General features: G+C 61.3%; 17 protein-coding genes. 3 read left to right on the forward strand and 14 right to left on the reverse strand.

Annotated features, from left to right (window positions below):
* Positions 1 to 38 precede the first annotated feature (38 nt).
* The 13 genes from CIW50_RS07640 to CIW50_RS07695 form a co-directional block, all read right to left on the reverse strand.
* Positions 39 to 623 carry a MerR family transcriptional regulator gene (locus tag CIW50_RS07640; RefSeq protein ID WP_197738354.1) on the reverse strand — a complete coding sequence of 195 codons (585 nt, stop codon included), beginning with the start codon at positions 621 to 623 and terminating at the stop codon, positions 39 to 41.
* Positions 624 to 990: 367 nt separating this feature from the next.
* Entirely contained in the window at positions 991 to 1,395 is a 405-nt protein-coding gene (locus CIW50_RS07645) for a hypothetical protein (RefSeq protein WP_149530682.1), read from the reverse strand.
* A gap of 178 nt (positions 1,396 to 1,573) precedes the next feature.
* Positions 1,574 to 3,991: a DUF3987 domain-containing protein gene (locus tag CIW50_RS07650; RefSeq protein ID WP_149530683.1), complete on the reverse strand. Its 2,418-nt coding sequence runs from the start codon at positions 3,989 to 3,991 to the stop codon at positions 1,574 to 1,576.
* Complete coding sequence (locus CIW50_RS07655) at positions 3,991 to 4,611, reverse strand: hypothetical protein (RefSeq protein ID WP_149530684.1); 621 nt, start codon at positions 4,609 to 4,611, stop codon at positions 3,991 to 3,993. The genes CIW50_RS07650 and CIW50_RS07655 overlap by 1 nt, the downstream gene beginning before the upstream one ends.
* A gap of 137 nt (positions 4,612 to 4,748) precedes the next feature.
* Positions 4,749 to 4,949, reverse strand: a complete 201-nt coding sequence (locus CIW50_RS07660) for a helix-turn-helix domain-containing protein (protein WP_092144488.1) — start codon at positions 4,947 to 4,949, stop codon at positions 4,749 to 4,751.
* A 186-nt stretch (positions 4,950 to 5,135) separates the two neighbouring features.
* A complete protein-coding gene (locus CIW50_RS07665) occupies positions 5,136 to 6,473 on the reverse strand; it encodes a tyrosine-type recombinase/integrase (protein ID WP_172980261.1) in 1,338 nt (445 codons plus the stop codon).
* A 266-nt stretch (positions 6,474 to 6,739) separates the two neighbouring features.
* Positions 6,740 to 6,886, reverse strand: a complete 147-nt coding sequence (locus CIW50_RS28980) for a hypothetical protein (protein ID WP_172980262.1) — start codon at positions 6,884 to 6,886, stop codon at positions 6,740 to 6,742.
* 104 nt (positions 6,887 to 6,990) lie between these two features.
* Positions 6,991 to 7,812 carry a MerR family transcriptional regulator gene (locus CIW50_RS07670; protein ID WP_149530686.1) on the reverse strand — a complete coding sequence of 274 codons (822 nt, stop codon included), beginning with the start codon at positions 7,810 to 7,812 and terminating at the stop codon, positions 6,991 to 6,993.
* Between the two features lie 52 nt (positions 7,813 to 7,864).
* Positions 7,865 to 8,200 (reverse strand): integration host factor subunit alpha, encoded by a 336-nt coding sequence (locus CIW50_RS07675; RefSeq protein ID WP_149530687.1) that lies wholly within the window; start codon positions 8,198 to 8,200, stop codon positions 7,865 to 7,867.
* A 145-nt stretch (positions 8,201 to 8,345) separates the two neighbouring features.
* The gene (locus tag CIW50_RS07680) at positions 8,346 to 9,323 is read right to left on the reverse strand and encodes a beta-ketoacyl-ACP synthase III (RefSeq protein WP_089264601.1); all 978 of its coding nucleotides are present in this window, start codon (positions 9,321 to 9,323) and stop codon (positions 8,346 to 8,348) included.
* Entirely contained in the window at positions 9,320 to 10,381 is a 1,062-nt protein-coding gene (gene plsX / locus CIW50_RS07685) for a phosphate acyltransferase PlsX (RefSeq protein ID WP_149530688.1), read from the reverse strand. Before plsX ends, CIW50_RS07680 begins: the two co-directional genes overlap by 4 nt.
* Positions 10,382 to 10,592: 211 nt before the next feature.
* Positions 10,593 to 11,183, reverse strand: coding sequence for a YceD family protein (locus tag CIW50_RS07690; protein WP_149530689.1), 591 nt, complete (start codon positions 11,181 to 11,183; stop codon positions 10,593 to 10,595).
* Positions 11,180 to 11,734, reverse strand: a complete 555-nt coding sequence (locus tag CIW50_RS07695) for a ubiquinol-cytochrome C chaperone family protein (protein ID WP_149530690.1) — start codon at positions 11,732 to 11,734, stop codon at positions 11,180 to 11,182. Before CIW50_RS07695 ends, CIW50_RS07690 begins: the two co-directional genes overlap by 4 nt.
* Positions 11,735 to 11,841: 107 nt before the next feature.
* On the opposite strand from CIW50_RS07695, the gene CIW50_RS07700 reads away from it, so the two are divergent.
* Together CIW50_RS07700 and CIW50_RS07705 are read left to right on the forward strand one after the other, a co-directional pair.
* Positions 11,842 to 12,312, forward strand: coding sequence for an outer membrane protein assembly factor BamE (locus CIW50_RS07700; protein ID WP_172980263.1), 471 nt, complete (start codon positions 11,842 to 11,844; stop codon positions 12,310 to 12,312).
* A 192-nt stretch (positions 12,313 to 12,504) separates the two neighbouring features.
* Positions 12,505 to 14,121, forward strand: a complete 1,617-nt coding sequence (locus CIW50_RS07705) for an ABC transporter substrate-binding protein (protein WP_149530692.1) — start codon at positions 12,505 to 12,507, stop codon at positions 14,119 to 14,121.
* Positions 14,122 to 14,308: 187 nt separating this feature from the next.
* Here CIW50_RS07705 and CIW50_RS07710 read toward each other — a convergent pair whose 3' ends face one another.
* A complete protein-coding gene (locus CIW50_RS07710; protein ID WP_149530693.1) occupies positions 14,309 to 15,175 on the reverse strand; it encodes an NmrA/HSCARG family protein in 867 nt (288 codons plus the stop codon).
* Positions 15,176 to 15,280: 105 nt separating this feature from the next.
* Between CIW50_RS07710 and CIW50_RS07715 the strand changes: the two genes are divergently transcribed.
* On the forward strand, positions 15,281 to 16,186 hold the full coding sequence (locus CIW50_RS07715; RefSeq protein WP_149530694.1) for a LysR family transcriptional regulator: 906 nt from the start codon (positions 15,281 to 15,283) through the stop codon (positions 16,184 to 16,186).
* Positions 16,187 to 16,369: the final 183 nt, after the last annotated feature.

The raw sequence follows: 16,369 nt of genomic DNA on the forward strand, positions 1-16,369 counted from the left end.
TGGACCTCAACTCTTTCCTCGAAGATAAAGATTGTCGTTCACTGATTTGGGTCCTGATCCAAGATGCGCACGCTCCGGCGTTCGGGCCTCGTGAGCCAGTAGCCTGGCGGTGGCGTTGGAATTTCGTACAGGTCGCATATGTCGCGTAGGCGGGAGCTCGACACGCCCAGCGCGTCGGCGACCTTGGCCAACTGATGGCGCCAGAGCTGTGAGCACAATGCGCCGCGCTCGATCCCGAGCAGCACCCTCACCGCTTCATCGTACAGGTTGGCCAAGCGCCGCTGAGCAAGAGCGCCGGCCGTAGCCTCGCGCTTGGTGCGCTCTATCTCGGCGGAGAGGACAAGGCCGACTTCCCGACGGGTCTCGTTGACGACAGCAATGCCGACGGTCTCGGTGCCGGCATATCGAGAGGCGGTTTGGTCCCCTCGCCGGGTCCGGACCGGCTCTCGCCGTTCGCCTCGCTTTGCCGCTTCGATCAACGCCCGGTCATATCGCGCATGGCCACCGGCGGTGAAATGGGACGGCGTTAGCCAACCGACCGTCGCCCATCGTTGAAGCGTGCGGTTTGTGACGTGCAGTTCCTTTGCGACGTCGCGCGGCGAGAGAAGCTGTTTGTCCTGCATGGCTGGCTCCATTCCAGCGCCCCGGCGCAAAACGGATCACTGTCGCAGAGGGCCGTCAACGTGTGGGGATTGCGATCTCCGTTCACTCTCGATATGTGCAAGGGGCACTGAGGGTTATCGCATCGGCCGCTGGAATGTCGTGTTCGCCAACCCGCGAAACGCGACACGCGAATTCGCGCACTCCGCGAAAGAGGCGCGCGGACGCTGGAGGAATGTCGCGCTTGTCGCATTTTGGTATCGGGGCGGCGACCGCTTCACATACGAAGGCGTCACATGAGACTTAGCTTGATATGGCGCTGGCCTTATTCGAAATTCTGAAAAGAGGCGCTTTGATTCCGGGCTCTGTCTCGTTGCGTACCAGTTTGCTTCACTTTTCAACAGGTGCGCCAAGGTCCGACAATTTCTGATACAGAAACTCACACTCAGCGCCGCCCTGACGCTCCCACTCTGGATTCTTGATCCGCCTAAGCAGCCCTAGGCTCTCGGCCCTCAGGATCGCCGTGGCGACAGTGCCGCGCTTCAAGCCCGACATGTGCTGCATGTCTGTTCGGCCGTACCAGGCGCCCTGCTCCATCGATCCGAGCATGACGTCCACTGAATTAATCTTCAAGCGCTTCCGCACCGGGGGACGTGGAGGCTTCTCCTTCGCGCGCGCTTTGCGCTTGGCAGCTAGATTGCGCTTTTTAGTTTCGGTGAATTTCTTGATGGTGGCTGGCGTGTGCCGATAGCCGCGGCGCTCCGCGGCCAAAAGCTCCCAGTCGATCGGCGGCATCTCCGATATCATGCGCCAAAAGACCTTGTTCTTCATAACAGCCCCCCAATCGGCATCCAACCGGCACCGGTGTCACTTAAGGCCGCCACAAGGAGTAGGACTGGCCAGAGAGGGATACATAAGAAGAGAGAGGAATAGCTATTACCCCGCGCGCAAGTGACAGCGGTGACACCTCCTGTCATGGCCGCATCTCCTTTGCTGACCGACGCCGTTCGGCTTCCAGGGTGATTTCAGCGCGAACGGCCAAACGCCGGGTGGTCTCGGCGCGCTTAATCTCTTCAAAACGGCCACTGTGCACCGCCTTATTGACGCGCCACTCGCCCCGAACTGGGTTAGTGAGTTTTACCCAATCGTTTTGCGCAAGCGTGGCCATAACCGAAAACAGCTTCGGTCGCTTCTGCGCTCCTCTGAGCGATCGGTACGCGCGTCCGATCTCGCGGGCGTTGATCGTCTTCAGTTCGCGACAAAGGATGTAGCCAGCCACCCATTTGACGTCCCCGTCATCCTGTCCCATGGCCATCACCGTGCCGTACACATACTGCGCATGGCTGTAGAGGAACTCCTCGACGTATCGGCGCGCTCGATTTGCAGTGGTCACGGAAACTAAGCCCGCCGGCGGCGTGCCCAGGGCGGGCTCGAGGCTCGAGGCCCACTCGATGAGGTGGAAAGCGAGGCAGTATCGCCCGAACTCATTCGGGGTTTTGCTCAGCCATGTTCGAAGACCTGATGCAATATCAGGCCGGCGGCCCTCTCGCTCAGAGAAATCATTGATCGCATCCAGCTCACAGGCGGCCTCGGGCGAGAGTCGATAATCGGTCGGCTCCAGATCGGCGAGAGCATGAGCGATCCGGGCGATGGATCCGTCGAGAGACCGGTTGTCGGGGATGTCGGCCCCCCGCCCTGTCTTCCGAATGATGACCAACGCGAACCGCTGGAGGAAACCGTCATCTGTCAGCGTCGGGGCGATCTTGCTTAGTTTCTCGTCTTGGATAGTCCCTAAGATCGACATGGCGAGCGATGGCACTATCAGTGTCCCACTCGATTTCCGGTCAATCGCATACGGTTTCCCCTCCTTCGCTTGGAGAAAAAACGGTTTGTCCTTGCTGCCGCGCACTCGGTAGGCATCCATGCCACCGATCAACCCCACTAGCTCATCGGAGTGAACGAGAACGGGAGCCTCGGCCGGGCCGTCGTGAAGAACCAAACCGATTGCTTCGGTCGTGGCATCGTTGACGATCTTGCGCCTCAGCTTGGGTGCCGCGGTCGGCGTTGCGTCTGCCGAACCGTCATCAGGAAACAGCACGACGTCTGGCGTCAATGGTTCGGGCTCTTTCGGTAAGTCTTTGGGCCGCTTCTTTGAGCGGCTCGTGGCAAGTTGCGTTCTTTCGAATTCACCCAGCGCTTTTGCGAACTCAGTGCGCCAAGACTTCTCCAACGCTTCTGGAAAAGCCATCGCCGCGTTCACGGCCGGCGATTTGGCTGTTCCGGGGTCTCCAATGATTGCTGTCCAGATAATGCACTTCACGCTCCAGGAGTCGCTGTTCTGCCTCAAATGCAGATTGTTGCCGGCTGGGACGAGCGAGCTTAACGCCGTTACGGTGGCAGCAGTCATGGCGCCGGCGCTCACGCCGAGGCGGTGCGCGCGGTCTTCGGCGAAACGACTGACGTAATCTGGTACGACGCCCGAAAGATCGTCCCCAGGTTCACTATCATGCTCCCAGAGGTCTGCCGGCTCGCGCGCATCGTCGCGGAGCTCGACACCTTCAACCGGCTCAAATTCAACCTCTGCGCATGCGATGCCTGGGGGATCCTGAGCATAAGTGTAGGCGTTGTTCACCCGCGTTTCGACGTGCTCAGTGCCCTTTGCCTCGGCCGGCGGCCAATGATCCATCATCAGCTCGAGGCATTTGTCGCGACTGATACCCCAGCCTCGCACCCGGCAGGCGACGGTATAGGTTCCGTGCTGGGGTGCAGTCGTCGCGAGCCAGTGAGCTGCGGCGCGGATGTTCTCGTCAGTGTCCCACTCGACTAGCGGCTCGTCGCGGCTCAATGCTGATCGTTCGCGTGGTCTGCCGCACAGCACGGCGTAAACTTCGCTCAGGACGCCAATCGAATGGCTGTTCGACAAAGTGTATGGCTTACCGCCGACGGTGCTGCCGGGCCCGACGACATACCCGCCAACCCCGCGCACATCGATGCCTGGGCCAAGCTTGGAATTACTGCTCCCGACGAGGAATGGAACGATAAAGTAACGGTGTTCACCGCCCGAAGCGGTGCGAAACGTCAGGGTCGGCTCCATCGGCCCGTGTCGGGCCTCAAGCTCCGCGATGGCGCGTCGACCTGGTTTTCCGTCCTTTACGTCGATGTCGATGACGACCAAGTAGCCATCCAGGAGCGGAACGCCTGTCCTGATGCCTACATTACGGTCGGCCTTTCCCTCCGGCCACATGGCGCGGATCTTCACCGGGTCTCTTGTCGCTAAAACTTTCCAGTCTTCCTCGAGCACGGGCTCCTTTCGTCCAGCAATCAGGGGGAAGACATTGAATCCGCTCTCCGCAAGGCCGAGTGCAACATCGAGATTTGTCGAGCCAACCATCACACCACCTCGCTTTCAGCGAAGCGGACGACAGCAAAGCGATGACGCGGGCGAATGCGCCGTCCTAGATAGTCAGTCCAGATAGCCACTTGGTCAGGGGAGCAGCGAAAGCTGGCTTGGACGGGTGCAACAACGCGATGGGGCTCACCGGCAGGTCTACCAGGCACCTTGTCTACGCAAATGAGCACGGCTTGGGAGAGCTCGATAGCCCAGTCTACGATGGAAGTACGATAATCTTCCGGAAGACCCGAGGCAGCTTGGAATACACAGGACGGTGACGTCGTAAATTCAAACTCTGCCGTATCCGGGAAAAGATCGGGCCGACCGACATTTCTGATTTCCTGCTCGATCTCACGACGAGCTTGGCGTCCAAAGCCTTCGCCTGGCGCGACGAACAACTTAAAGCTTCTGTCGGGGTCGCTGAAGCAAGCAAGGCGTAAGCCAGGGCTTAGTCTTCGCGAGAAATCGCGTCCATCGGCGCCTTCATTGCCCTCAAGAACCGATGAGAGGTTTTCAGGAATTTTGACAATGGGGTTTCGTTGAGTCCGCTCGGCGGACGTGTTATGTTTACGCAACTTCAAATCCTTGGCTCCGTTCGACTGGCAGGTCGGCGGGGCCATTTTGTTTGGCTGCCCGCAAAACGGATTTCGATTCAGATTGGCCGACGGGCCTGCGAATGCTCTTGCGTCCTGGAGCTCGCGCACGTGGTCGGCGATGCCACGGCCTCGTCAATTCGTGCGCTCTCAGGGGCGCACGATTATGCCGCTTGATTTTCTGAGGTGGAAAGCTGTCGGCGCCCGCGCATCCAGGCGTCGAGATCTGCCACGTCGTAAAGAACACGGGTCGGGATCGGCTTGATGAAATGCGGGCCGCTACCGGTTACACGAAGGCGTTCAAGAGTCGCCGTCGAGAGGCGCACGTGCTTAGCGGCTTCCTTGGTATCGAGAAATTGCTGCATGATAATCCCTTGGATCGGGGGCCGTTGACGTGCGAGCCGGTTATCCAAGGAATGAGAGAAACTCGGCGCTGCCCTTAGCGCCATCATCTTAGCTTTGCACCGGCTAAGAGTATCATAGGTCTGCTATGAAACAAGGGTGGCCGCAACACATCGCAACGACCATCTACCCTTGTAATGCGTAACGGCTCAAACGCATGTAGCCTGCGAAGTTAGCGGGCTTCTCTCATTTTCGAACGGCCGCAGGTGCAGCGGTTGTCCCTCACGATTTATTTCAACGTTGTTGATGTCCGGCTTGTTACCAATGATCTTTCGGAGTTCGTCGGCGAGAATATTCGCGACGACCCGCTTTTCTGAAAGCATGTCGTACTTGTCGTAAACCGCGGTGACGTCTCCATCCACATGGTCGAGCATGGCCTTTACGTCGGTTCGGAGCGCTCCGCCACGTCGCGCGATGGTGGCAGCGGTCCGCCTTAAATCATGTGGCGTGAAGTGCTCCATTCCTAAGAACGTCCGAACGCCGGTCCGCCCCTCCGATGGTTTGTCGTTGAGGGCTTGAGAAAGTGCCGATCGCCGTATCGGCTGCGGCTCCTCGCCATACTTGGAAGGAAAGACAGGTATTTGGTTCTCGCTGTTCGTAAGGTCGATCACTTCGAGCGCGAGCGAAGATAGCGACACGACTACTTCACGCCGGCCTTTCACACGGTGCGGTGGCATATGATATTCTGGCGCGGCTGTTCTTAGGCCATGGAGCTCTGCTCGAAGGGCTCCGGCCGCCTGGTATGGGCGGACCATCGTTGTTAGGACCAGCTTTAGTGCCAGTGCAACTTGCCGATCGCACGGCACCTCTGGGTGTTCGAGCCCCCACCAAAGCGTTCGGATTTCCTCGTCCGAAAGGACCCGCTTCCGGGACGTCTCCTTACCGCCGCGGCGTTCGAGGCCCCTTATCGGGTTGGTTGAAACGTACTTTCGCCCGGGCTGGCGAGCCCATTCGAACATTTTGTGGAGCACCGACTGGGTGCGATTGGCGCTTACTGGCGCCTCTTCGGCGATCTCATCGAGCACGTCCGCGATGTCATCGTCGGTTACGGTGTTCGCTAGCGTGCGGCCCAATGCAGCGCGAGGTCGCTTCAGGTAGCCTTCATCGTTCTTCCAAGATGATTTATTCGGCTTAGCGTACTCGTCCAAGTACAGCTCGCAGAGCCTTTCGAACGACACATCTTCGGTCTTTGGACGCTTGGCGCGCTTTTCTGATGCTGGATCTGCACCGTTGGCGATCGAACCGAGGAGGGCCTTGGCTTGGACGCGCGCGGCGTCCGGGGCGATCTTGCCAACGGCGCCAATCGTATAGCGGCGGAACGGTGCGGTTCGCCCGGTCCCGGCGCGATAGACAATTAGGAAAGTTTTGGCGCCAGTTGGGCGCACACGGACGCCGAAGCCGGTAAGCTTGGCGTCCCAGACGGTATATTCGGCGCCCCTGGTTTCGAGGCCGTCCACTAGGGTCTTGGTAATGGTCTGAGCTGTCATTTGTGCCTCGGGAAGCACCGGGGAAGCACGGCAATGACAAGCGTAGATGGCTCGGGCAAAACCAAGCCTAATGCGCGGCGACATTTCCCAGTCCAACGAGGCGTATGAGGGCGCTTGAGGGACGGGGACGGACTAACTGATATGTCTGGGAGACTAGGGGTCGGAGGTTCGAATCCTCTCGCTCCGACCATTTATTTAAACAAAATCAGAATCTTACAGGCTAAGCACCGTTCGTCGGCAGCCTCCGGGCACCCAAGCCGTTCGGGTCAAATACCCAGAACCCAGACCACGCCAATCGTGGCCAGAACGGCGAGACCGCTTATGGTCCAGCCACCGTAATAGCCAACATCGTCATCATGCTGGATTGTGTGCTGGATGTTTGGGGCTCCAGCAGCCGCACGCCAACGGGACATGATAGCCACCTCGCAACGTGTATCTGCCCGTTACAACCGCGGGATCGGCTCCCGGTTCCGTACCAGTGTGATGGCTGCTTCAATTCAGGCCAGAGCGACCTACGCTAGCCGTCCTTCATGGCCGTATCGAGTGCCTGACGGGCGGCAAGCAACTCCTCGAGTACCGCTTCGAGCCGTTCCCGGTCGAGGGGACGCGGCGGTCGCGGCGCAGCCGGCGCTGGACGGCTCATTACGGGCTCCGCCCGTACCGAGGCCTGTGACCGCGCGATCTCCACACGGGGCGCGGGGGCGATCATTGGCGGCTCACGGCGCGCGGACAGTTCCTCGCGCATGGACGTGTCGCGACGGGTGTTCAGGTCGGGTCCGCGCCGGGCGACGGCGGGAGTAGTAGCCTCCACGACCTCCTCATCGTCTTCTTCCTCGGCCTCGTCGTCATCAACTTCGCCGTCTTCGTCATCGGACTCTTCGCCGTCACCCTCTTCTTCGCCCTCGGCGTCAGCCTCGTCTTCGGCCTCTTCCGCGATGTCGTCGTCGCGTTCAGCCTCGTCCTCGGTCTCTTCCTCCTCGTGATCCTCTTCGACCACGGGACGCTTCGCCTGGACGCGCGGCGCGACCGCAGCAACTGCGGACGTCGGCGCGAAGCTCGGCGCTGCGTGGCCGTCGACCAGCCCCTGCACCGACTTGATGCCGTTCTCTTTCAGGATTCGTTGCACACCGCGGATGGTGTAACCCTCGCCGTAGAGCAACCGGCGGATGCCGCGCAGCAGATCGACATCGTCCGGGCGATAATATCGCCGGCCGCCGGATCGCTTCATCGGTTTGATTTGAGTGAACCGCGTTTCCCAGAACCGCAGAACATGCTGCGGTATATCGAGGTCGTCAGCGACCTCGCTTATGGTTCGAAACGCATCCGGCGCTTTGTCCAAGTGCAGGATCCCTGTGGTTCGCCAAGTCTTTATTTAAAGCGTGGTTCTCTAGCTACTCGTCGTGATCTTTACCGTTGCCAACTGCGGCACTGTCGCCATTGATCCGCTGTTTCAGGATCGCCGACGGCTTGAATACCATCACACGCCGCGGCGAGATCGGTACTTCCGTGCCTGTCTTCGGATTGCGACCAATACGCTCGCCTTTTTTGCGCACCATGAAGGAGCCGAACGACGACAGCTTCACTGTCTCGCCCTTCTCCAGACAATCCGTAATTTCTTTCAAAACCAGTTCAACGAACGCGGACGACTCCGTGCGTGAGAGGCCTACCTTTTGATAGACCGCCTCGCACAGATCGACGCGTGTGACTGTTTTTCCCGTGCCCGTCATCGCCTGCCCCACAAACTCTCGGCGAACCAAATTCGCGTCGGAAATTAGGAGGTTAACGCGCTCCGGTCAACAGTCACCATCGATGCAAAGGCATGGAAAATCATGACAATTTGAGATGTTGTCGATCTGCACCATCACCAGCGCATCACCAGCGAATGAGTGCAGACCCCCAGGTGAAGCCGCCGCCCATGGCTTCGAGCAACACGAGGTCGCCCTTCTTGATACGGCCGTCGTTTACCGCCACCGATAGCGCGAGCGGAATCGACGCCGCCGATGTGTTGCCGTGAAGATCCACGGTCAGCACCACCTTTTGCGGCGCAATATGCAGTTTGTGCGCCGACGCATCGATGATGCGCTTGTTGGCCTGGTGCGGCACGAACCAGTCGATGGTCTCGGCGCTGGCGCCGGTGGCTTTGAACGCGTCGACGATCACATCGGTGATCATGCCCACCGCATGTTTGAAGACCTCGCGGCCTTCCATGCGCAGGTAACCCACCGTCTGCGTCGAGGACGGACCGCCATCGACATACAGCTTTTCCTTGTGCCGGCCGTCGGAACGCAGATGCGTGGTCAGCACGCCGCGATCGCTGGCTTCGCCTGGCTGGGTCTGTGCTTCCAGCACCACAGCACCGGCGCCGTCGCCGAACAGCACGCAGGTGCCGCGATCGGTCCAATCGAGAATGCGCGAGAAGGTTTCCGCGCCGATCACCAGCGCGCGCTTGCCGGCGCCGGTGCGCAGCAGGCTATCGGCGGTGGTCAGCCCAAAGATGAAGCCGGAACACACCGCCTGCAGGTCGAACGCCGCGCCGTGCGTAATGCCGAGCGCGTTCTGCACCGCAACGGCCGTCGCCGGGAACGTATTGTCCGGGGTCGAGGTCGCCAGCACGATCAAGTCGATCGACTGCGCGTCGACGCCGGCATTGGCGAGCGCCGCCTGCGCCGCCTTGATCGCCAGATGCGAGGTGAACTCGCCATCGGCAGCGATGTGGCGCTGCTTGATACCGGTGCGCTGGACGATCCACTCGTCCGATGTGTCAACCTTGGATGCCAGTTCGGCATTGGTCAGGATCCGCTCCGGCAGGTAAGAGCCGCAGCCGAGCACAACCGAACGTATCGCAGTCACGAGACAGCCTCCTGCGCAGCCGGGCTCGCAGGGAGCGCTTGGCCGTCGCGGTTGAGCATTTGATTGATCTTGGTGAGAAGGTCGTAGCGGACCATGTCGTAGCCGACATCCACCGCATAGGCGAAACCGTCGGCATTGGTGCCACCGTGGCTTTTCACCACGATGCCGCGCAGGCCGAGAAACACCGCGCCGTTGGACTTGTTCGGATCGACCTTGTCGCGCACCGCCTTGAAGGCGTTCTTGGCGAACAGGTAGCCGATGCGCGAGCGCCAGGTGCGGGCCATGGCATTGCGCAGATATTCGGCGAACTGGCGCGCGGTGCCTTCGGCCGCCTTCAGCGCGATATTGCCGCTGAAACCTTCCGTGACGATCACGTCGGCATCGCCGCGGCCGATGCCGTCGCCCTCGACGAACCCGACGAATTCGAGCTGCGGCAGATTGGCGGTGCGCAGCAATTCGGCGGCATCGCGGATCTCGTCGCCGCCCTTGATTTCCTCGACGCCGATATTGAGCAGGCCGACCGTCGGCCGCGCCAGATCGAACAATGCGCTGGCCATGGCGCTGCCCATGACCGCGAGGGTCTTCAGATGGTTGGCGTCGCCGCCGATGGTGGCGCCAAGATCGAGTACCACCGAGTCGCCGCGGGTGGTCGGCCAGATCGCAGCCAGACCGGGCCGCTCGATGCCGTCGAGCATCCGCAGGCAGAACCGCGCCATTGCCATCAGCGCGCCGGTGTTGCCGGCGGAGACAGCCACATCGGCCTCGCCCTTCTTCACCGCCTCGATCGCCAGCCACATCGACGAGACCTTGCGGCCGCGGCGCAGCGCCTGGCTCGGCTTCTCGTGCATGCTGACGGCGACATCGGTATGGATCACCTTCGACACCGCTTTCAGCGCCGGATGATTGGCGAGTTCTTTCTCGATCAGCGCACTGTTGCCGAACAGCAGAAACTCGCTGTCGGGGTGCCGGGTCAGCGAGATCGCAGCGCCGGGAATGACCACCGATGCGCCAATGTCGCCACCCATGGCGTCTAGCGCGATGCGAACCTTTTTCGGCATGGACGTTCCGGAAACCTGTCTCTTGCGGCCTGACGCTCGTGGCCGCGGACGAAGTCTGCCGCATTTGGCGGCAAACGGCGAAGTTATGGCATTAACCCGATTTCGGCCGGGGACAATAGCGTTTCCGTCATCCGATACAACATCTTGACCAGGCGTTTTTGTCCCGCCAGTTGCTGCGGACCTGGAATCGGACCCCGGCCTCAGCCCTCACTCAGCCTTTGCCGGGCTTTTTGGATTTCGGCTTCTCGGGTTCGGCTTTCAGCGCTTTCAGGGCCGCAAACGGGTGCTCTTCGGGGTCCGGAACCTCAACCACGGGCTCGAACACCGCATCCGGCTTGCGGGGATACGGATCCAACCCCAGAAACAGGGCGTCCGTCGCCAGCTTACCGAGGTCGATAAAGCCGTTTTCGATCGGCTCCGGCGGATCCGGGGTTTCCTCGTCGCTCTCGATGTCCTCGTCCACCGATTCGGCCAGTTCGCGAATCTGCGACGGCGGCGCGAAAATCACATCGATCTCTTCCTCGAAATCGGCGGCCACCGGGTCCAGCGTCACCACGCAGGTCTGCTCGACCTTGCCCCAGATGCGGCCGGTGACATGCACCGTGCCGCCCTTCACGGGGGTCAGCAGCAATTCGCCCTTGGCAGCGCCCACGCTGACGAGACCGCCCAGCGCGGCGATTCCCTCGCGCTGCGCGGGGGTGGCCTCGATGTCGCGTGCCAACCCCGTCTCGGGAATCTGGATCACGGCGATGGGCACGCTCCAGGGCGGCGTGAGATCCACGGTACGGTCGGGTCTGTTCATGTCGTTACCAAACTTGTCTTTAGAGCGATCTCGGGCGACGGGAAATGCCACGCGCCTGATGTCAGTGTCGTTGTATCGAGCGTACCCAGATGGGCATTCGCCACTTCGACATAAACAGCGAGACGCCGGGCGTTCTCGATATTCATGCCATAATAGATATTCTTCGACAGCGCCGCCGCCAGAGGCTCCCTGCCCGCGCCCAGCGCTGCGTCATAGGCGCCTGTCCGGCCATAGAAGGCATCGCCGAATTCCCGCATCTTTTTCGCCACCTTCACGTCGCTGGTGCCGAGCTCGCGCAGATTATCGTCCATATCGCTGCAGAACCTGTCGAAAAGCCCCTGCGACAACTCATCCTTCGGGTTCAGCCGGCGCAGCACCAGCCACAGGTGCAGCAGCAACATATCGAAACGCCCGTTTACCGTATCCGGTGCCCCCAAGTCCCGATAAAACAAGGGTTCTCGCGCCTGCGCCACGATCATGCCATAGATGGCTTCAATGGTGCCGCGCAACGGCGCCGGGGGCTTTCTGAAGTGACTGAACGGCCAGACCATCTTGGGTTCCTCAGGCGGGCCCCTCGGGCGCGCGCATGTTGCATTCAGAGGTTCTGCCCGGTACGTCAACGCCTTCCGGGATGCAAGAGGATGGGACCCCCTCCGCTATGACAATTTCGACCTCCACCAGCGCGAAGGCGCGGCCGACACGTGGCTGGCGCGGCATGCGCGCGGCACTCGCAGTCGCGGCCCTGTGCGTCACGCTGGGCGCCTGCGCCGAGCAATTCCAGAAGGGCTACATCCTGCCCCCCGGCGCGCTGGAGCAGATTCCGATCGGCGCCAGCCAGGATCAGGTGCTGATCGTGATGGGCACGCCCTCCACCGTCGCCACGCTATCAGGCGAAGTGTTCTATTACATCTCGCAGCGCGCCGAACGCGCCGTCGCGTTCATGCCGCAGAAGGTCACCGACCAGCGCGTCATCGCGATCTATTTCGACAAGGACCGCAAGGTGATCCGGCTCGCCAATTACGGTCTGCAGGACGGCAAGATTTTCGACTTCATCAGCCGCACCACGCCGACATCCGGCCAGGAGATGAGCTACCTCACGCCGCTGTTCAAGCTGATCAGCTTCCGCTAGGCGGAACTATCAAATCGCTGAATTGCAAAAGCCCCGCAGCACACGCTGCGGGGCTTTTTGTTGGCGCAGTGTCCGTCAGCGAATCTTGATCGCCCATACGCATCGAATCTTCCGATCTGGCACGTCGCTTGCTCCCTTACGCAGCACGCTTCGTGCCCATTTGAGCGAATGCCGATCAGGAGACGACATCTTATGAACCGCCGAGAATTTCTCCATTCCGCCACCGCCGCGACCGTCGTCGGCGGCTTCGCCGCACTGGCGCCGCTGACGCATGCGCAAGCACAGTCGAAGCAGGAGACGCTGCTGATCATCAGCGAGGGTGGCCCCAACAATCTCGACGTGCAGGGCGTCGGTACCAATCGCCCCGGCTATGAGGTGTCATGGAATTGCTACGACCGCCTGATGACCTATGCGACCAAAACGTTGCCGGACGGCTCGACCTCCTACGACCAGAGCAAGCTCGCCCCCGAACTCGCCGAGACGTGGGAGATCGATGCCACAGGCGTCACCTTCCATCTGCGCAAGGATGCGAGCTTCCATGACGGTACGCCGGTCAAGGCCGCCGACGTCAAATGGTCGTTCGACCGCGCCGTTTCGGTCGGCGGATTCCCGACCAGCCAGATGGCCGTCGGCAGCATGCTCAAGACCGACCAGTTCAAGGCGATTGACGACTACACCTTCCGCATCGACTTCGTGAAGCCGGACGCGCTGACCATGCCGGATATCGCGGTGGTCATTCCGGCGATCTACAATTCGGCCCTGGTGAAGAAGAACGCCACCGAGAAGGATCCGTGGGGCATGGAGTTCGTGAAGAACAACATGGCCGGCGGCGGCGCCTTCAAGGTCGAGAAATACACGCCGGGCACCGAGGTCGTTTACATCCGAAACGACGCATGGAAATGCGGCCCGCTGCCGTCGCTGAAGCGCGTGATCTGGCGCATGGTGCCGTCGGCCGGCAATCGCCGCGCGCTGATCGAGCGTGGCGACGCGGACGTCTCGTTCGAAGTGCCAGCGAAGGACTATGCAGAGCTGAAGGAGAAAAAGTTCAATGTCGCCGCCAATCCGATCTCCAACGGCATGTACTGTATCGAGCTGAACGTCACCAAGCCGCCTTTCGACAATGTGAAGGTCCGGCAGGCTGTGGCCTATGCGGTGCCGTATCAGAAGATCATGGATGCCGCGTTCTTCGGCGCAGCCAAGCCGCTCTATGGCGCCGCCTCCAACAAGGTCAGCAGCACCGCATGGCCCTGCCCCACCGGCTACACGACCGATCTCGCCAAAGCCAAGGCGCTGCTCGCCGAGGCCGGCATGGCCGACGGGTTCGAGACCGTGATTTCGCTCGACATCGGCCAGAGCACCATCTCCGAGCCGATCGCCGTGCTGGTTCAGGAGAACCTCGCTGCCATCGGCATCAAGACGCGGATTGACAAGATCCCGGGTTCGAACTGGCGCGGCGAGATGACCAAGAAGACCATGCCCTTCATGATCAACTTCTTCTCGGGCTGGCTGGATTATCCGGAATATTTCTTCTTCCTCACCTATCACGGCCAGAACGCCATCTTTAACACCATGAGCTACCAGAACCCCGCCCTCGACAAGGAGATCGATGCGGCGCGCGCGAGCCATGCCAGTGGCGACAAACCGGCCTACGAGACTGCGGTGAAGAAGATGATCGACATCGCCTTCGATGAGGTGCCGCGCATCCCGCTGGTTCAGCCCTATCTCAGCCTCGCGATGCAGAAAAATATCTCGGGCTACACATACTGGTTTCACCGCCAGCTCGACTACCGCAGCATCAAGAAAGCGTAACGTCGCGGAAATCGTAGGGTAGATTACGCTCTGATGTCCGCCGTCCAGCATGACCCGCCCTGGATCAAAAACCTCGTCAGCGTTTAGTGATTGCTACGAGCCTCACCTCTCTCCTCTGTAGCGAAGCTTTGCTTCGCGCCGGGAGAGAGGTGAAGGGAACGTGTGCAAACGGCGTTTGCCGGTGCCGTCAGAGCGCGGCTGCGACTTCGGCGGCGAAGGCGCGATAGGAACGCAGCGGGCGCCCCAGCAGCGCGGTGAGGCGTGCGACGTCGCCGGCCTCGGGCAGCATGCCGTCGGTGACAAAGCGCTCGCCCATCAAGCGCATGTCGAAAGCCATCCAGCTCGGCATGAACTGCCGGAGATTCTGCTCGAAGCCGGCGGTGTCTTCGCCCGGATAGGCAATCGGGCGGCCGAGAGCCTCGGTCCAGATGGCGGCGACATCCGCGCCGGTCAGCGTGTCGGGGCCGACCAGGTTGATGCGGTCGAGGGGAAACGGAGCGGCCCGCTCGCGGCGAAGCAGCTCAATGGCCGCGATCTCGCCAAGGTCGCGCGCGTCGATCATGGCGAGCCCCTTGCTGCCGATCGGCATCGGATAGACGCCGTATCCGGTCACCACGTCTTTGATAGTGAGATCGTTCTGCATGAAGTAAGCGGGGCGCAGGATGGTGGCTTTGAGGCCCATCTGCTCGATCATGCGCTCGACGCCGAACTTGCCCGCGAAGTGCGGCACGTTCACGTAGCGGTCGCTATGGATCACCGACAGATAGACGATCCGCTCGACGCCGGCCTCACGGGCGAGATTGAGCGTGATCAGCGCCTGGGTGAATTCGTCGGGCACCACGGCGTTGAGCAGGAACAGCGTGGAGACGCCCGACAGCGCAGCCCGCAGCTTGTCGACATCGAGCAGGTCGCCCTGCGCCACCGCGACGCCAGCCGGAAAGTCGGCCTTGGCGGGATCGCGGACCAGCGCGCGCACATCGGCGCCGCGCCTGGCGAGCTGTTCAACGACTTGGCGGCCGACTGTGCCGGTTGCGCCGGTAACGAGGATGGTCATGGGGATCACTCCGGTTGGGGGTCAAAAGACACTCCAAAAATGATGATCCGCATTCGAACCGGTAGATGCTATATCTGGACAGACTGTCCCACTAGCGGAACACACATGGATCTGCTCGCCCTCGCCGATTTCAATCTCGTCGCCCGGCACGGTGGGTTTGGCCGCGCCGCGCGCGCGACCGGGCGCCCCAAGGCGACCTTGTCGCGCCGCGTCACCGAACTGGAGGCCACCCTTGAGCTGCGCCTGTTCGAGCGCGGGGCGCGCGTGCTGAAGCTCACCGAGGAAGGACGGGCGCTGTTCGAGCGAACCGGGGCATTGCTCACCGAGCTCGACGAGACGGCGGCAGCCATCGCGTCGGGCGCGGAAAGACCGCGCGGCCCACTGCGGATCAGCGCGCCCATGCTGTTCTCACAAACCGCAATGGGCAGGCTGGCGGCCGGGTTCGCGCTGAAATATCCGGAGGTCCGGCTCGAGATCACGATGGAAGACCGGACCGTCGACATGGTCGAGGAGGGTTATGACCTGGTCATCCGCGTCAATCCAGATCCGGACATCAGCCTCGTCGGACGGATATTTCTGCGCGACCGGTTGCTCGTCGTCGCTAACCCGGGTCTCGCAAGACCCGATCTCGCAACGCCGGATCACGCCGCCGTTCCGGCGGTGGGACGCGGATCGGGCGACCGATCGGCAATCTGGAATGTCGTAGGGCCGGGCGGCAAATCACGCATCGCGGTTGATCAGGTGTTGCGGCTCCCATCGCTGCTCATGGTCCGTGATGCTGTCCGCGCCGGGATCGGCGCCGGGCGGCTGCCGCTATCACTCGTCAGTCACGATCTGGCGGCCGGCACGCTGGTGCAGTGGGGCGATGTCGACGGGCCGGATGTTGCGCTATGGGCGCTCTATCCGTCCCGGCGGCTGCTGAGCGCGCGCGTCTCCGCCTTTCTCGACTACTTGCAGGATGCCTTTCCGAAGGGGACAGCCGACGAACTGGCGGCCTATATCGGGGCCTGAGGCCCCAGGTGGGTCACGAATATAGGGCGGATGAGCGATGCGTCGTCCGCCCCGCTGACGACCCGATTGCAAAAGCCCCGCGGCACTCGCCACGGGGCTTTTTTCCCACTTCCACAAGGTGCATCACAAGGTCGGCTTGTCCGGAGCGGCGCGTCTGATTACGGTTTCGACAACATCAAAACC

The sequence above is a fragment of the Tardiphaga sp. P9-11 genome (assembly GCF_008329525.1).
In the GTDB taxonomy this organism is placed as follows: Bacteria; Pseudomonadota; Alphaproteobacteria; order Rhizobiales; family Xanthobacteraceae; genus Tardiphaga.